The organism is Janthinobacterium sp. BJB301 (genome assembly GCF_002735685.1).
Classification (GTDB): domain Bacteria; phylum Pseudomonadota; class Gammaproteobacteria; order Burkholderiales; family Burkholderiaceae_D; genus Janthinobacterium; species Janthinobacterium lividum.
In genome coordinates, this window is record NZ_PDZJ01000001.1 from 330,431 (window position 1) to 345,359 (window position 14,929).

Genomic DNA, 14,929 nt, shown 5'->3' on the forward strand with positions numbered 1-14,929 from the left:
CTGCGTGAAAGGGCCGGCTTTTTCTTTTAGGGAGCATCATGAAAATCCGCCTGATGGCCGGCTTGGGCGCGCATGCGCTGGGCTGCCTGCTGTTTATCGCATTGAGCTGGCTGGGTTTTTACCTTTACACGCAGCTGTTTGGCAGCCTGGGCTCGCGCGGCGTGGCCGGCGGCCTGGCCCTGCTGCTGGTGTTTTACGTGTATGCGGGCACGAATCTGTTGCTGGCGCTGCTGCCGCCCGGCTGGTGGAAGCCTGCGCTGTGCGGTCTGCTGGGTGCGGCCGTGCTCGCGTACCTGCTGCCCCACCATCCGTTGCGGGCCATCTATTTCAGCGTGTTGTCGGGCGGCGTGAGCTGGCTGGCCGTGCTGGCCAGCGCGCGTTTAAGCGGATACCTGCGCGGCTGACAGGCCCGCGAGAAAGGCGGTGACGGCGACGGCCGCCGCTTCCGGCGCCGCCTGCAGCAGCATGTGCGGTGCGGCGATGTCGGCCAGTTGCGCGTCGGGTGCCAGGCGCAGTATCTGCACGGCGTTCGCGGGCGGCACCAGGCGGTCGTGGCGGGCGCGCAGATACAGCACCGGCAGGCTGCCGCGCGCGAAGCTGCGCGAGGCGTCTGTTTCCAGCACGGCGCGCAGGCGCTGGCGCAGCACGCTGGGCGGCACTTGCGCCAGCGCCGCTGCCAGTTCATCCTGCAACTGCGGCGTGGAGCAGGGCGCCAGCAGCGCCTGGCGCAGAGCGAAGCCGGGCATGGCGCCAAAGGGCACTAGGCCGAGCAGGTGGCGCAGCGGCGCCAGCATCGGGCGCGGATTGCGCACAAACGAACAGCACAGGACCAGGGCGCGCATGCCAGGCGGCGGCTCGGCGCGCAGGGCGGCGCCCAGCGGGCCCGAAAACGATTCGGCCAGCACGACGAAGGGGCGGTCCCGCAGCAAGCGCTCGCGCACGAATGCTTCCAGCGCCGCGTAATCGAGTGGCGCGGCCGGATAGGCGATGGCTTGGGTGTCGATGGCGGCCTGTGCGCGCAAGGCGGCGTCAAAACGGTGGAATAGCCGTGCCGTGCCATCCATGCCGGGCAGGAGGACAAGCAGGGGCGAGGCGTGGGTTGGTATCGTCATTGCGGCCATCATAACAGCCGCGCCTGCACACGCGCCGTCCGCCAGCCGCACCGCATGGGGACTGGCGCCATGCTAGAATCGCCGGCGCGCCATGCGTGGCCGGAATCGCGGTCAAATCACCGACAGACAGAAACATGCATATCATTTTTTCGAATTACCGCACCTTGGGCGGCGCCTTGCTGGCAGCGGCTTGCGTCCTTTCCCAGCCTGCCCGCGCCACGGCGGCACCCTCGGCGCCGGCCGGGAAAAGCCTGTCCTCCCTGTTGACAGGCGGCCCCTTGCCGCGCCTGAGCGAAGACCCGCAAGTGCGCGCCGCCCTGTTCGATTTCTTCGGTTACGCGCGCGGCAGCTACACGGAAGACGATGAACTGCTGCTGGCGCAGGCGCTTGAAGCGATCAGCGAAAAGCGCGACGCCACGCGCAGCGTGCTGGCCGATGGCCGCCAGTTGCTGGCCTCGATGAATGACCGCAAGCAGGGCCGCGAACGGGGTGCCATGTTGCTCGACAAGCGCGGCGCCATCATCGCCTTTGGCCTGGTCAACGGGCATTGCCGCCTGGAGGGACAGCCGCTGGCGAAAGTCTGCAATGCCGATCCGAATGCGGTGCTGACGGTGTTCCACCGCAAGGGCATGCTGGTCGGGGATGCGGCGCCCTTGCTGGCCTGGGCCCGGCAATTGCCGCCCATGCTGGCGCTGATCGCGGGCGACAAGGAAGCGGGCGCCGACGGGCAGAAGATCGCCAGCGTCGAATATGTGCTGGCGCAGCCGGCCTTGCCTGGCTGGAACCGCGCCCAGCTGCCGCCCGCGTATCCGCCGGCGCTGCTGCCGCTGCTGCTCGATAAATCCACGGTGCTGACGTCGGCCGGCGCTGGCGTGTTTGCCTATCCGCTCACGCTGAAGGGCAAGAAACAGAACAATGTGCTGGACCATGCCGAAGGCCGCCCGCCGCGCGACCTGGAAGTGGCGCTGCGCAGCTATGCCAGCTTCGACACGGTGGTCGAGCGCTACCGCCAGCTGGCCAAGGGCGCCAGGCTGCAGCGCAATGAGCGCACGGCCTACCTCGATGGCGACATGGGGCAGGGCAGCTACCGCGTCTACATCCGCAACACGGGCGCTGATGGCGTGATGATCGACGTGGCGCTGTGGCAGCGCAAGCTGGCGGCCGGCCGCTGATTTCAACGTCGTTTTCAACACGCTGTTTTCAATAGTAGGGCGCTTTGGCGTAGCCGAGCTGCGTCAATTGCGCGTCGATTTCCTCGTCGCGTCGTCTTTTCCCCGTCCCAAAGCTGAACTGTCGCAGTGCGCGCGGCAAGCCGTCGGCCACCAGCATATCGAAATCGAGCTGCGTCTGGCTCACCGCCAGGGCGCGTAGCGCAGGCAGCGCCGCGACACCGCGCAAGCGCTGTAGCGTCTTGCAGTTGCGCAGAACCAGCCATTCGAGCGTTGGATTGGCGCCCAGGCTGATTTCCGTCAATTTGATCTGCTCTTCCACCGATAGCCGCTTCAGCAGTGGAAAGCGGCCAACATCGCCCAGATTTTCCAATCCGCGCACGCGTACCACTTCCAGTTCCTCCAGCCGCGGCGCCGTGATGTGGGCGATCGATGCGCGTCCACCGAGGATGAAGCGCAGCCGCGTCAGCGCCGGTATGGCGCTGATGAAGTCCACCTCATCCCTGCTCTTGACCTGCGACAGCGACAGTTGTGTCAGCGCGGGCAGGGCCGTGGTGGCGTCGATGTTTTTCACGTGGCCCGTCGTGTGCAGCTGCGCCAGCTGCGGCCAGTGACGCAGCGGCGCCAGGTCGATCTGGCCCTTGCCCGTTTCGCCCAGGCTCAGTGCTTCCAGGCCGCGCAGGGTGTCCAGCGCCAGGATGTCGAGTTCGGCCAGGTGATGCACGCCCAGGCGCAGGCGCTTCAAGCGGCCTAGCTCGCCCAGCTGTTCGAGGTGAATGGCGCGCATGTGGCAGTCGAGCGACAGGTTGACGGCATGCGGCAGCGCGCGCAGCACGTCGGCGTCGAACGGTTCGGCACTGGCGCCGAAAAAGCGGATTTCCAGCGCCGGCCCGCAGGTGGCGGCCAGCGCGTCCAGGTCGGCCAGCAGCGGCGCCGGCAAGCGGTTCTGCGTAAACTGGACGATGACTTGCTCGCCGTTGCCGATGAGCGTGCGGATGGCCGCCGCGTCGATGCGCGCGGGCTGGTGGATGCGGTGTTGGGTGGGAGGCTGGTACATGGGGTGCTTCCTGTGCGAGAAGAGCGATGCCTTACAGGCGCGCGTTGCTGTAGCCGCGCTCCGCCAGCTGCGCCGCGATGTCGTCGTCGCGTGTTTTTTTGCCGGTGCGCAGGCGCACGTGCGTCAGCGACGCGGGCATATCCTGCAGCAGTGCGTCGACGTCGAGCATGGTCTCGGATGCCGACAGCTGGCGCAGTGCGGGCAGGGCGGCGAGGCCGGGCAGGCTGTCGAGTGTCTTGCAGGTGTGCAGGTTCAGGCGTTCGAGCACTGGATTGGCCCCCAGCGCGATCTGCCGCAGCTTGATCTGGTCCTCCACCCATAGCGCCTGCAGCAGCGGGAAACGGCCGATATCGCCCAGCGTTTCCAGGCCGCGCACGCGTATCACTTCCAGTTTCTTCAACAGCGGCGCCTCGATGTGCGCGAGCGATTCGCGGCCGCCCAGCTGCAACAGCAGCCTGTCCAGGCGGTCCATCGCCGAGATGAAATCCAGCGGTACCTTGTTCTTGATGCGGTACAGCGACAGCTCGTGCAGCGCCGGCAGGCCGGCCAGGGTGTCGATATGCTTGCTGTGGCCCTCGATGACCAGGCTGGCCAGGTGCGCGTAGTGGCGCAGGGGCGCCAGGTCGATATTGTTCCTGGCCGATTCGCCCAGGTTCAGGTATTCGAGGCCGCGCAAATTATCCAGCTGCAGGATGTCGCCCTCCGCCAGCTGGTAGACGCCCAGGCTCAGGCGCTTCAGATGCCGCAGCTCGCCCAGCACTTCCAGATGGATGGCTTGCCAGTGGCAATCGATGGACAGGCTGGCCACATGCGGCAGCGCGCGCAGGATGCGGGCATCGAACACCCTCGGGTCATAGCCGTAGATGCGGATGGTCAGCGCCGTGCCGCAGGTGGCGGCCAGGGCGTCGAGTTCGGCCAGCAGCGGCCCCGGCTCGGCCAGGGTATCGAACTGCACCAGCACCTGCTGGCCGCTGGCGATGGCGGCGCGGATCGCCGCGGCGTCGATGCGCTCGGGGTTCTGGATGCACTGCGGCTGTCTTGTTTGCGTCATTGTCATAGTCCTATCGGGTAGTCCACCTTCCTGGGGGGCGGGCAGCCTTCCGGCCCGGGGAACGTCTGCTTGCCCGTGTCGTCGTAGCGCTTGCCGCACTCCACGAGCACGCGCTTGCGGAAGGTGTAGATGCTGGCCACCTTGCCGTTCGGGTGGTAGCAGATATTGTCGCCGTCGCGGTCGGCCGAGCCATAGCTGATCATGGTCTGGCCATTCACCGTGCGCGTGCTGTGGCCGCTGCGCGGCTCCGTGCATTTGAGCTGGCCGCTTTCGTAATAGGCGTTGACGACGGAGGTGTCGGCGGCGCGGTCGACCAGCAGTTCGTCCTTGCGCTTGCCGTTCGGGTAGTTCGAATAGCCTTCCTGGCGCTGGCCGTACTGGAATGCATAGTAATACTGCGGCTTGCCGTCCGGGTAGTACATGTGGTGGTACTCGCATACGTCGTCGCGCGTGCTGCCGTACTCCTTGAAGGTGCAGCGGTGGATGTCGTTGAGCAGCTGGCCGTCCTCATAATACTCGCGCAGGTGCGTGAGCAGGCGGCCCTGGTCGATGACAGCCAGGCGTTCCGGCTTGCCGTTCGGGTAGTAGCGCGCATCCAGGCCCTGCTTCTTGCCGTTGTCCCATAGGGTATCGAGGCGCAGGATCTTGCCGCTGTCGTCGAACGCCTGCTCGCGCCCATCGAGCTGGCCGTTGCGGTAGGTAGCCGTGTAGACCACGTATTCCTTGCCGGCCGGGCCCAGATAGCGGGTGCGGCTGCCATCGAGCACGCCCGCCTGGTAATGGTCGCGCACGCGCAGCGCGCCTTGCGCATCCTTGTCGAGGGCCTCGCCCTGTTTTTTGCCTTGCACGAAAGTGACGCTTTGCGTGACCTTGTCCTTGAGCTTGAGCTTCCACGGCCCGTCGCGCAAGCCGTCGATAAAGCTGCCGTCGCCGTCTTCCGTGATCCACGCGCCATGGCGCGTGCCGTTTACGTAGTTGCCGCGCGTTTGCAGCTTGCCGCCCATGCTGCGTTCGTGCGGGCCGTTCAGCTGGCCGCCCGCGTAGGTGTCGAAGCCCGTCACTTCTTCTGCATCGGCATAGTTGACGACGGTCCAGCGGCCTTCGCGCTTGCCGGCCCGGTACATGCCGCTCTCGCTCTGCCTGGGATAATTGAAGTACCACATGCCTTCCTGCAGGCCGTTGACGTAATGGCCTTTTTCGCTGCCTTCGTGCATGCCTTCGCGCACCCACAGTCCATGGCGCTTGCCTTTCACGTATTCTCCCCGCTCGACCACCGAGCCGTCGTCCCAGGCCAGGCTGTAGATGACGGACGGGCCATCTGCGCTGCCCGTGAATTGCTTCGGCGCCGTTTCCCACGTCACTTGCCACAGGCGGTAGTTGGGCAGGATGCCCGCGCCCGCATCGCTGTACAGGGTGTAGCTGGCGGTGAGAAAACGCTCGCCTTTCTTCTGGAAGGTTTTCTTGTAGGTGATGGCGTCCTTGCCGCCGGCCGCCACGGGCTTGCCGTCCTCGCTGTAGTAGCCGACGATGGTGCCTTGCGTATGGTCGATGGCGTCGAAGTCCGCATTGCCGCTCTTGCCGCGCGGGACGCTGTAGTCCATCGGCGCCAGCTTGGCCAGCGCGGCCTTGACCTGGCCCGCGTTGGGAGCACTGCTTTGCGCCACGATGCGGTTCAAGGCTGGCTGCAAGCCATCGAGGCGCCGGTATTTGCCGGAGCTGCGGTGATAGCGGTAGGCGCGCAAGCCGTTCTTGTCGCCCTGGCGCAGCAGCACCAGCATGGTTTGCACGCTGTCGTCCGTCTCCTGGTCCAGCGACGCGTAGAAGACGGAGCGGATGACGGCGTTGCCGAACTGGTCGAGCAAAATGGGTTTCGCGCTGCCGCTCTTGCACTCGCAGTAATAGCCGTTGACGCCTTCTTTTTCCTTGAGGAAGGCGATATCGAGGCCGCTGTCCTGCGAGGCGCTGATGGCCGGATGGGCGAGGCTCTTGCCTTCATAAAAGGGCGCGCCGTGGGCCAGGGCGGAGCAGAGGAGCAAGGGCAGAAGCAGACGTTTCATCGTGGGGCTGGCGCCGGGGCGCCGCAATGGAAAGGCCACGATTCTGCCTGCGTTCTTACTTGTGGGCAAATACGCCCCTATCGTGCGCGCCCTGGTTCACGGCTGGTGCGCGGCGCAAAAATCCAGCAGCAGCTGTTCGCCGTCCGGCCAGGGGCCGTAGCCGGCGTCGCCGTTGATATGGCCGGCGTCGCCGATCATGGTGAAATCGCTGCCCCAGGCGGCGGCAAACGCGCGTGCCCGCGCGAAGCTGACGTAGGGATCATCGCCGCTGGCCACCACCAGGCTGGGAAACGGCAAGGCTTGCAGCGGCATCGGCGCAAAGCCCGTCGTGCCGGACGGGTAGGAGGGCGCTTCCACATCGCTGGGAGCGACGAGGAAGGCGCCGGCGATCTTGTGCGGCGAGCCGCTGGCCGCCCAGTGGGCCACCAGCGTGCAAGCCAGGCTGTGCGCGGCCAGCACGGGTGGGCGCTCGCAGGCGGCGATGGCGCGATCGAGTTCCGCCACCCATTCGTCCTTGTCCGGCGTCTGCCATTCCCGGTGCGGCACGCGCGACCATTGCGGGTGGCGCGCTTCCCAATGGGTTTGCCAGTGCTGCGGCCCGGAATTCCACAGGCCGGCCAGGGTCAGGACGAGAGGCGACATCGATGCTCCTTAAAGTTCGGTACGCAAGGCGAATAACTCCGGGAACAATACCACGTCGAGCATCTTGCGCAAATAGCTCACGCCCGCCGTGCCGCCCGTGCCCGTCTTGAAGCCGATGATGCGCTCGACCGTCGTTACATGGCGGAAGCGCCAGAAGCGGAAGGCCGTTTCCAGGTCGACCAGCTTTTCGGCCAGTTCGTACAGGGCCCAGTGTTTCGACGGGTCGCGGTAGACTTCCAGCCACGCCGCCTTTACCGACGCGTCGGAGGCGGTCGGCAGGGTCCAGTCGGCGTTCAGCCGCTCGGCGGAGATGGGCAAGCCGCTGCGCGCCAGCAGCTTGATCGACTCATCGTAGACGGATGGCGCGCGCAGGGCGGCGTCGAGCACTTTGTAGTTTTCCGGCGCCGTCGTATGCACGTTGAGCAGGGCGGCGTTCTTGTTCCCCAGGATGAATTCGATTTCGCGGTACTGGAAGGACTGGAAGCCGGACGAGGCGCCCAGGTAGGGGCGGATGGCCGTGTATTCGGGCGGCGTCATGGTGGCCAGTACGTCCCAGGCATGCACCAGCTGGTCCATGATGCGCGCCACGCGGGCCAGCATTTTGAAGGCGGGCGCCAGGTCGCCGCTTTGCAGGTTGGCGCGCACGGCGTGCATCTCGTGCAGCATCAGCTTCATCCACAATTCGCTCGTCTGGTGCTGCACGATGAACAGCATCTCGTTGTGGTTCGGCGACAGCGGATGCTGGGCCGTGAGGATGCGGTCCAGCGCCAGGTAGTTGCCGTAGCTCATAGATTCGCTGAAATCCATCTGTGCGCCATGCCACTGCGCATCCTGGCCGCCGGCATGCATGGGGCAGCCGCTGGTGTTTTCCTTGTTCATATTCTTGTCGTCGCTCATGGGATGGCTCAGGTGACCGCATCGCGCTTGGCGGCGATGTCGTAGGCTAGTGTGTCGAGGATGTCGCGCAGGATTTCCACGGCATCCCACACGTCGGCAAAGCCCGTGTACAGGGGCGTGAAGCCAAAGCGCATGATGGCCGGTTCGCGGTAGTCGCCGATCACGCCGCGCGCGATCAGCGCCTGCATCACGGCATAGCCGTGCGGGTGCGTGAAGCTGACCTGGCTGCCGCGCCGCGCATGCTCGCGCGGGGTGACGAGGCCCAGCGGATGGCTGGCGCAGCGCTGTTCCACCAGCGCGATGAACAGGTCCGTCAGGGCCAGCGACTTGCGGCGGATGGCTTCCATGCTCGTTTGCGCAAAGATATCGAGGCCGCATTCGACGAGGGCCAGCGAGAGTATCGGCTGCGTGCCGCACAGGGCGCGGGCGATGCCGTCGGCGGGCGCGAAGCCCGGCTCCATGGCGAACGGCGTGGCGTGGCCCCACCAGCCGGACAAAGGCTGGCGGAAGCGCGCCTGGTGTTTTTCCGGCACCCAGATGAAGGCGGGCGAGCCGGGACCGCCATTCAGGTATTTATAGGTGCAGCCGACGGCCAGGTCGGCGCCGGCGCCGTTCAGGTCCAGCGGCACGGCGCCGGCCGAATGGGCCAGGTCCCACAGCGCCAGCGCGCCCTGCGCGTGGCAATGGCTGCTGATGGCGGCCATGTCGTGCTGGTAGCCCGTACGGTAATTGACGTGCGTGAGCATGGCGACGGCGCAATCGGTATCGATGGCTTGCGCCAGTTCATCGGGGCTGTCGACCAGGCGCAGCTCGTAGCCGCGGTCGAGCCAGGCGGCCAGGCCTTGCGCCATGTACAGGTCGGTGGGGAAGTTGCTGCGTTCGCTGACGATGATTCTGCGCGCGGCCTGCGCGGGATCGCTGGCTTGCATCTGCAGGGCGGCGGCCAGGGCCTTGAACAGGTTGACGGAGGTGGTATCGGTGATCACCACTTCGCCCGTGCCGGCGCCCAGCAGCGGAGCCAGGCGATCGCCCAGGCGCTTGGGCAGGTCGAACCAGCCGGCCGTATTCCAGCTGCGGATCAGGTCCGTGCCCCATTCGGCCGCGATGACGTGCTGGGCGCGGGCCAGCGCCGCCTTCGGCCGCGCACCCAGGGAATTGCCGTCGAGGTAAATCACGCCCTGCGGCAAATCGAATTGCTGGCGCAGGGGCGCGAGGGGATCATCGAGATCGCGCGCGCTGCAGTCTTGTCGAGAAATCATGGTGGCTTTCATATTGATACTTGTCTGGATGGCATGATATTGCTTGAGGCTTAAAGTATCACGCGGAAGTGGCAGTGTAGCAAATCCTTGCCGCGAAGCGCGGTTCCGGGCATGGAAAGACGGCGAAAAATGCCCGCTTGTGGGGCGTCAACGAAAGAAATCACGATTTTTAAAAATATTTTCAAAAAACCCTAAAGTTCTGCGATTCGCCGCCGACAACACATACATGAACGCCGGTAATCGGTCAGGGCAGCGCTGGAAATATTTTAAATATTTTTTAAAAAAGCCCTAAAGTTCCTGCCAGGGCGGCCGTTATCTCAGTAGACAGGCTTGATTCTTATCAAGTTGTTGTAAAAAAGTGATATTTTTTACAGGCCAAAAGTCGGGCAAATCCGGCACAGGGCCAACCTCCCACATCCGCGCCGTTACTGGCGTGCGACCATGATCGAGCAGTGTTTGTCAGACAAACACCTACGATCCCATCCGCTATTCCCTGACCAAAAATACAGCGCTACGCCTCTGTTGCGTTTAATGTTGCTCCTGCAGAATGTATCTCACTGGCAACACACAACGCCAGCTGAATTCAACGGATTGAGGAGATGGAAATGACTGCTAACGACATGATGGCTGAGATTCGCGACGCTAACCTGAGCTACCTGATGCTGGCCCAGCAAATGATTCGTGCGGACAAAGTAACGGCCATCTTCCGTTTGGGCATTGCCGCCGAAATCGCCGAACTGATCGAGGGCATGAGCAATGCGCAGATCCTGAAACTGGCTGGCGGCAACATGATGCTGGCCCGCTTCCGCTTCGACGACAGCGCCATTCTGGGCATGTTGACGAACTACAATAAAGACCGCTCGCTGGCACAATCGCATGCCGCCATCCTGATGGCCGGCCAGGGCGTCGAAGAAATCGCCTAAGCTTCCCATCAAAACGTCCATGGCGGCGTTGCATTGCCTCGCCGTACATTCGTACTGTCGTCTGCAACGCGCCTTGCCCTGAACATTTTTCTGGCAACCTTGTTAGGCAGTATCAGTCAGTATCAGTCAGTAGTGGAGTACACAGCATGGCCAAAAAAAGTGTCGTATCGGAAGCGCAGGAAATCCAGCTGGCCATCGAATTGATACAGCTGGGCGCCCGTTTGCAACTGCTGGAGACGGAAGTCTCGCTGTCGCGCGAACGCCTGTTGAATCTGTACAAGGAATTGAAGGGCGTCTCGCCGCCCAAGGGCATGCTGCCATTTTCCACCGACTGGTTCATTACCTGGCAACCGAATATCCATTCCTCGCTGTTCATCAATATCCATAAATTCCTCGTCGACCACGCCGGCGCCACGGGCATCGAAGCCGTGATGAAGGCCTATAAACTGTATCTGGAACAAATGCCGCCCGAAGCGGGTGAAGAGCCGCTGCTGTCGCTGACGCGGGCCTGGACCCTGGTGCGCTTTTTCAGCAGCAAGATGCTGGACATGGCGCCCTGCGGCAAGTGCGGCGGCAAGTTTGTCGTCAACTGCCTCGACCTGAACGCCGATTATGTGTGCGGCCTGTGCCACATGCCTTCGCGTGCCGGCAAGACCAAGAAAGCGCGCGATGAAGCGGCCGCTGCCGTGCCGGGCGTGGTTGCCTGAGCCGTACATATATATAAGACAGAGTGCAAGCCGGAGCCGGTCGCCTGACCGCACTCCGGCTTTTTCATGCTGCTTTCGCTTACACTGGCGTTTTCCTCCTTTGGTTATTCCATGCTGCAACAGATCCTGCGCGCGCCCGCGCCCAAGGCCATCCTGATCCAGGTGCTGGCCTTTCCCTTGATGTTGCTATTGGTATATGGTTTGGCGCGCGCGGGCGTGGCCATGTCGCTGCCGGCCGTGGCGCTGGTGCAGGGCGTGGTGGCGGCTGTCATCACGTGGCGAGCGGGACTGGCGCGCTGGTGGTGCGCCATCGGCCTGCTGTTTGCGCCCGCCTTGCTGGCGGCCAGCTGGCTCGATTTTCCTCCGGCCGTGTTCCTGGTCGCCTTTGTTTTCCTGCTGAGTTTGTACTGGTCCACGTTCCGCACGCAAGTGCCGTTTTACCCGTCGGGGCCGAAGGTATGGCAGGCGGTGGCGGAGCTGATCGCGGACCGTCCCGGCGTGCGGCTGATCGATATCGGTAGCGGCCTGGGCGGCCTGGTGCTCAACCTGGCGCGGCGCCGCCCCGACGGGCAGTTTTCCGGCATCGAGCTGGCGCCGCTGCCGTGGCTGGCAAGTCGCTTGCGCGCATGGCTGGGGGGCAGCCGCGCGCGCTTCCTGCGCGGCGACTACGAAGCGCTCGATTTCGGCCGCTACGACGCCGTGTTTGCCTACCTGTCGCCGGCGGCGATGGCGGCCCTGTGGAGCAAGGCGGAAAGGGAAATGTTGCCCGGTAGCATGCTTCTTAGTTACGAATTCCAGATTGCGGCACGCGAGCCCGATAAGACCATCGCCGCCACAGAGGGTGGCCCTTTACTTTACATATGGTGCTTTTAAGCAATTGTCTGCGTTATTTGCTTGCCCGTGGGGCAATCTCACGTTATTGTAGTTCCACACGGCATTTTCTCGGAATTGCATTGAAAAGCAGCGCATTTCAATTAACTTCCGGTTGCTTTTTTTTGCCGCTGTCTCCGCCGGCGGCGCTGCCGCCAGAAGACAGGAACAGGTTTGAACATGCCGGGCACACAGCCCCGGCCATTATTGGGAGTCAGGGCACTTGTTAGTCATAATCGGATACATCATCGTCTGCGCCTCGGTCTTTGGCGGCTTCGCAATGGCCGGCGGCCATCTGGCGGCGCTGTTCCAGCCGCTGGAGTTGCTGATGATCGGCGGCGCCGCCCTGGGCGCCTTCCTTGTTGGTAACAATAACAAGGCCATCAAGGCAACGATCGCCGCCTTGCCCAGCCTGTTCAAGGGTTCGCGCTATACCAAAGAGCTGTACATGGAACTGATGTCGCTGCTGTTCGAAGTGCTCAGCAAGGTGCGCAAGGAAGGCTTGATGTCGATCGAAGGCGATATCGACAAGCCCGAAGAAAGCCCGCTGTTTTCCAAGTATCCGGCCGTGCTGGCCGACCACCATATCATCGAATTCATGACCGATTACCTGCGCCTGATGGTATCGGGCAATATGGATGCGTTCCAGATCGAAAATCTGATGGACAACGAAATCGAGACGCATCATCACGAAGGCGCCGTGCCGGCCCACGTGATCGCCAAGGTGGGTGACGGCTTGCCCGCTTTCGGTATCGTCGCCGCCGTGATGGGCGTGGTGCACACGATGGAATCGGTGGGCATCCCGCCAGCCGAGCTGGGAATGCTGATCGCGCACGCGCTGGTCGGCACCTTCCTCGGCATCTTGCTGGCCTATGGCTTCGTCGGCCCGCTGGCCAGCCTGCTGGAGCAGAAGCTGGAAGAGTCGAGCAAGATGTTCCAGTGCGTGAAAGTGACCCTGCTGGCCAGCCTGAACGGCTATGCGCCGGCGCTGGCCGTGGAATTCGGCCGCAAGGTGCTGTTCTCGACCGAGCGCCCGACGTTCAATGAGCTGGAAGACCACATCAAGAAATCGAAAACGAAGTAAGCAGTGAATATACGCCTGGACACCATGAGTCATTTGCAGCACACGGAAGGGGGACGCCATGGCCGATGAAGGCATGCGCCCGATTATCGTCAAGCGTATCAAGAAGACGGCTGGCGGACACCATGGCGGGGCGTGGAAAATCGCCTACGCCGACTTTGTCACGGCCATGATGGCCTTCTTCCTGCTGATGTGGCTGCTGGGCTCCACCTCGAAGGGCGATTTGAACGGCATTTCCGAATTCTTCAAGACGCCTTTGAAAGTGGCGATGGCGGGCGGCTCCGGCAGCGGCGAAAGCAATTCCGTCATCCAGGGCGGCGGCCAGGACCTGTCGCGCCAGGATGGACAAGTGCGCAAGGCGCAGGAAGAGCAGCAGCGCAAATCGTTCGACCTCAATTCCGCCAAGGCCGCGCTCGAACGCGAGGAGGGCAAGCGCCTGCAGGCGCTCAAGGCGCGCATCGAAGCGACCATCGACGCCAATCCCCTGCTGAAAAAATACAAGAACCAGCTGCTGCTCGATATCACCAGCGAGGGCTTGCGCATCCAGATCGTCGACGAGCAGAACCGTCCGATGTTTGCGCTCGCCAATGCGAATCTGCAACCGTACACCAAGGAAATCCTGCACGCCATCGGCTTCGTGCTCAATGAAGTGCCGAACCGCATCGGCCTGTCCGGCCATACGGATTCGACGCCCTACATGAGCGATGCCGGCTACAGCAACTGGGAATTGTCGGCCGACCGCGCGAATGCGTCGCGGCGCGAACTGGTGATTGGCGGCATGAAGGAAGAGAAAGTATTGCGCGTGGTGGGACTGGGCTCGGCCGCCCACCTGGACAAGCTCGACCCCTTCAATCCGATCAACCGGCGCATCAGCATCATCGTCATGAACAAACGCACGGAAGAAAATGTCCTGCGCGATGGCTCGGCGATCGAGCTGCCGGTGACCGATGCCGCTTCCGCCGCTGTCGCTTCCGGGTTGGCGGCCGGTGCGCCCCCCGCGGCGGCACCAGCCCCCAGCCCGGTAGCGGCGAAAAAATAACACGCAAGGCTGTCGACGCGTGGTGTATTGAAACAATGAGACCTTTATGACAAGAAAGAAAATACTTGGCTCGCATGTAAAGCGCCTGCTGTCTGGCGTGTCGGACCATGGCCGCAAGCACTTGACGGAGGTGGAAACCGACCTGGTGCAGACCGGCATCTTGCTGGAAGAGGCGATCGAGAAGCTGTCCTTCAATTTCATGGCGATACACGCGGCCGTTGCTGCGCAGCAAGATACCATCGCCCTGTTGCTCGACGGCGGTATTCCAGCCGAGCAGCAGCGGGAAAAATTGCTGGCATTGCAGGATGAGGTGGGGGGCTATGTGAATGCCGCCATCACCAGCCTGCAGTTCCAGGACATGACCAGCCAGCTGATCGAGCGCACCTTGAAGCGCGTGACGGGCTTGCGGGAGTTCCTCGGAACCCTGGGCGAGCATGGCGCGGAGATGTTGCCGGAGAGCGACAATGAAGAAATTGTCGCCTTGCTGGGGCGGGTCAGCATGGCGCTGGCGATTCAAAGCCTGGAGTTGCGCAGCGTGCTGCGCAAGGCTGTCAGTCAACAGCATTTGGAAAGTGGCGACATCGAGCTGTTCTAGCATGCCAGTGCGGAACGCTTGTGGTTGCATGGATTGATTAATCAAATACTCGGGCAGGATGCCCGGAATAAGTGGGAGCAAAGATGGCCAAAACGATACTTGCAGTGGACGATTCCAGCTCATTGCGCCAGATGGTGGCGTTCAGCCTGAAAGCCGCCGGTTACCAGGTGGTGGAGGCCGTCGACGGCCAGGATGGACTGGAAAAAGCCAAGCTGCAAACCGTGGACCTGGTATTGACGGACCAGAACATGCCGCGCATGGATGGCCTGGAGCTGATCAAGCTGCTGCGCGAACTGCCGACCTACCAGAAGGTACCCATCCTGATGCTGACGACGGAGTCGTCGGACGAGATGAAGTCGAAGGGACGTGCCGCCGGCGCCAATGGCTGGCTGGTCAAGCCTTTCGATCCGCAACGCCTGATCGAAGTGGTCAAGAAGGTGATCGGCTGATGCCAGCCGCGCAGCACAACG

The 14,929-nt window shown here is 63.1% G+C and carries 16 protein-coding genes; 9 read left to right on the forward strand and 7 right to left on the reverse strand.

All coding sequences use genetic code 11. The annotated features are described in order from the left end of the window. The first annotated feature begins 38 nt into the window (after positions 1 to 38). On the forward strand, positions 39 to 404 hold the full coding sequence (locus tag CSQ91_RS01525) for a hypothetical protein (RefSeq protein ID WP_143450915.1): 366 nt from the start codon (positions 39 to 41) through the stop codon (positions 402 to 404). Here the strand turns inward: CSQ91_RS01525 and CSQ91_RS01530 are convergent. Continuing rightward, positions 381 to 1,112 (reverse strand): alpha/beta fold hydrolase, encoded by a 732-nt coding sequence (locus CSQ91_RS01530; RefSeq protein WP_099388525.1) that lies wholly within the window; start codon positions 1,110 to 1,112, stop codon positions 381 to 383. The two genes, CSQ91_RS01525 and CSQ91_RS01530, sit on opposite strands and share 24 nt — an antisense overlap. A 134-nt stretch (positions 1,113 to 1,246) precedes the next feature. Between CSQ91_RS01530 and CSQ91_RS01535 the strand changes: the two genes are divergently transcribed. After that, positions 1,247 to 2,284 carry a hypothetical protein gene (locus CSQ91_RS01535; protein WP_099387185.1) on the forward strand — a complete coding sequence of 346 codons (1,038 nt, stop codon included), beginning with the start codon at positions 1,247 to 1,249 and terminating at the stop codon, positions 2,282 to 2,284. 28 nt (positions 2,285 to 2,312) lie between these two features. Here the strand turns inward: CSQ91_RS01535 and CSQ91_RS01540 are convergent, their stop codons facing one another. From CSQ91_RS01540 to kynU, 6 genes are all read right to left on the reverse strand, one after another. Further along, positions 2,313 to 3,338 (reverse strand): hypothetical protein, encoded by a 1,026-nt coding sequence (locus CSQ91_RS01540; protein WP_099387186.1) that lies wholly within the window; start codon positions 3,336 to 3,338, stop codon positions 2,313 to 2,315. A gap of 31 nt (positions 3,339 to 3,369) precedes the next feature. Continuing rightward, complete coding sequence (locus CSQ91_RS01545) at positions 3,370 to 4,389, reverse strand: hypothetical protein (RefSeq protein ID WP_099387187.1); 1,020 nt, start codon at positions 4,387 to 4,389, stop codon at positions 3,370 to 3,372. A gap of 2 nt (positions 4,390 to 4,391) precedes the next feature. Beyond that, on the reverse strand, positions 4,392 to 6,446 hold the full coding sequence (locus CSQ91_RS01550) for a toxin-antitoxin system YwqK family antitoxin (protein ID WP_143450916.1): 2,055 nt from the start codon (positions 6,444 to 6,446) through the stop codon (positions 4,392 to 4,394). Positions 6,447 to 6,542: 96 nt separating this feature from the next. After that, a complete protein-coding gene (locus tag CSQ91_RS01555; protein WP_034778004.1) occupies positions 6,543 to 7,088 on the reverse strand; it encodes an RBBP9/YdeN family alpha/beta hydrolase in 546 nt (181 codons plus the stop codon). A 9-nt stretch (positions 7,089 to 7,097) separates the two neighbouring features. Then, positions 7,098 to 7,985, reverse strand: a complete 888-nt coding sequence (kynA, locus tag CSQ91_RS01560; RefSeq protein ID WP_034778007.1) for a tryptophan 2,3-dioxygenase — start codon at positions 7,983 to 7,985, stop codon at positions 7,098 to 7,100. Positions 7,986 to 7,993: 8 nt separating this feature from the next. Next, positions 7,994 to 9,244, reverse strand: coding sequence for a kynureninase (gene kynU / locus CSQ91_RS01565; RefSeq protein ID WP_099387189.1), 1,251 nt, complete (start codon positions 9,242 to 9,244; stop codon positions 7,994 to 7,996). 605 nt (positions 9,245 to 9,849) lie between these two features. Between kynU and flhD the strand changes: the two genes are divergently transcribed. The 7 genes from flhD to CSQ91_RS01600 all read left to right on the forward strand — a co-directional run bounded on the left by flhD (position 9,850) and on the right by CSQ91_RS01600 (position 14,908). Next, complete coding sequence (gene flhD / locus CSQ91_RS01570) at positions 9,850 to 10,167, forward strand: flagellar transcriptional regulator FlhD (protein WP_034758381.1); 318 nt, start codon at positions 9,850 to 9,852, stop codon at positions 10,165 to 10,167. 146 nt (positions 10,168 to 10,313) lie between these two features. After that, a complete protein-coding gene (flhC, locus tag CSQ91_RS01575; RefSeq protein WP_034778011.1) occupies positions 10,314 to 10,874 on the forward strand; it encodes a flagellar transcriptional regulator FlhC in 561 nt (186 codons plus the stop codon). Positions 10,875 to 10,940: 66 nt separating this feature from the next. Then, positions 10,941 to 11,747, forward strand: a complete 807-nt coding sequence (locus CSQ91_RS01580) for an SAM-dependent methyltransferase (protein ID WP_257217189.1) — start codon at positions 10,941 to 10,943, stop codon at positions 11,745 to 11,747. A gap of 220 nt (positions 11,748 to 11,967) precedes the next feature. Next, positions 11,968 to 12,828 (forward strand): flagellar motor stator protein MotA, encoded by an 861-nt coding sequence (gene motA / locus CSQ91_RS01585; protein ID WP_034778015.1) that lies wholly within the window; start codon positions 11,968 to 11,970, stop codon positions 12,826 to 12,828. A gap of 58 nt (positions 12,829 to 12,886) precedes the next feature. Further along, entirely contained in the window at positions 12,887 to 13,864 is a 978-nt protein-coding gene (motB, locus tag CSQ91_RS01590) for a flagellar motor protein MotB (protein WP_034778017.1), read from the forward strand. A 46-nt stretch (positions 13,865 to 13,910) separates the two neighbouring features. After that, positions 13,911 to 14,459, forward strand: a complete 549-nt coding sequence (locus CSQ91_RS01595; protein WP_034758366.1) for a hypothetical protein — start codon at positions 13,911 to 13,913, stop codon at positions 14,457 to 14,459. 83 nt (positions 14,460 to 14,542) lie between these two features. Further along, positions 14,543 to 14,908 carry a response regulator gene (locus CSQ91_RS01600; protein WP_034758362.1) on the forward strand — a complete coding sequence of 122 codons (366 nt, stop codon included), beginning with the start codon at positions 14,543 to 14,545 and terminating at the stop codon, positions 14,906 to 14,908. Positions 14,909 to 14,929: the final 21 nt, after the last annotated feature.

Coding starts and splice junctions, on each gene's coding strand:
- CSQ91_RS01525 (WP_143450915.1), top strand. CDS start 39: ATGAAAATCCGCCTGATGGCCGGCTTGGGCGCGCATGCGCTGGGCTGC.
- CSQ91_RS01530 (WP_099388525.1), bottom strand. CDS start 1,112: ATGACGATACCAACCCACGCCTCGCCCCTGCTTGTCCTCCTGCCCGGC.
- CSQ91_RS01535 (WP_099387185.1), top strand. CDS start 1,247: ATGCATATCATTTTTTCGAATTACCGCACCTTGGGCGGCGCCTTGCTG.
- CSQ91_RS01540 (WP_099387186.1), bottom strand. CDS start 3,338: ATGTACCAGCCTCCCACCCAACACCGCATCCACCAGCCCGCGCGCATC.
- CSQ91_RS01545 (WP_099387187.1), bottom strand. CDS start 4,389: ATGACGCAAACAAGACAGCCGCAGTGCATCCAGAACCCCGAGCGCATC.
- CSQ91_RS01550 (WP_143450916.1), bottom strand. CDS start 6,446: ATGAAACGTCTGCTTCTGCCCTTGCTCCTCTGCTCCGCCCTGGCCCAC.
- CSQ91_RS01555 (WP_034778004.1), bottom strand. CDS start 7,088: ATGTCGCCTCTCGTCCTGACCCTGGCCGGCCTGTGGAATTCCGGGCCG.
- kynA (WP_034778007.1), bottom strand. CDS start 7,985: ATGAGCGACGACAAGAATATGAACAAGGAAAACACCAGCGGCTGCCCC.
- kynU (WP_099387189.1), bottom strand. CDS start 9,244: ATGATTTCTCGACAAGACTGCAGCGCGCGCGATCTCGATGATCCCCTC.
- flhD (WP_034758381.1), top strand. CDS start 9,850: ATGACTGCTAACGACATGATGGCTGAGATTCGCGACGCTAACCTGAGC.
- flhC (WP_034778011.1), top strand. CDS start 10,314: ATGGCCAAAAAAAGTGTCGTATCGGAAGCGCAGGAAATCCAGCTGGCC.
- CSQ91_RS01580 (WP_257217189.1), top strand. CDS start 10,941: ATGCTGCTTTCGCTTACACTGGCGTTTTCCTCCTTTGGTTATTCCATG.
- motB (WP_034778017.1), top strand. CDS start 12,887: ATGGCCGATGAAGGCATGCGCCCGATTATCGTCAAGCGTATCAAGAAG.
- CSQ91_RS01595 (WP_034758366.1), top strand. CDS start 13,911: ATGACAAGAAAGAAAATACTTGGCTCGCATGTAAAGCGCCTGCTGTCT.
- CSQ91_RS01600 (WP_034758362.1), top strand. CDS start 14,543: ATGGCCAAAACGATACTTGCAGTGGACGATTCCAGCTCATTGCGCCAG.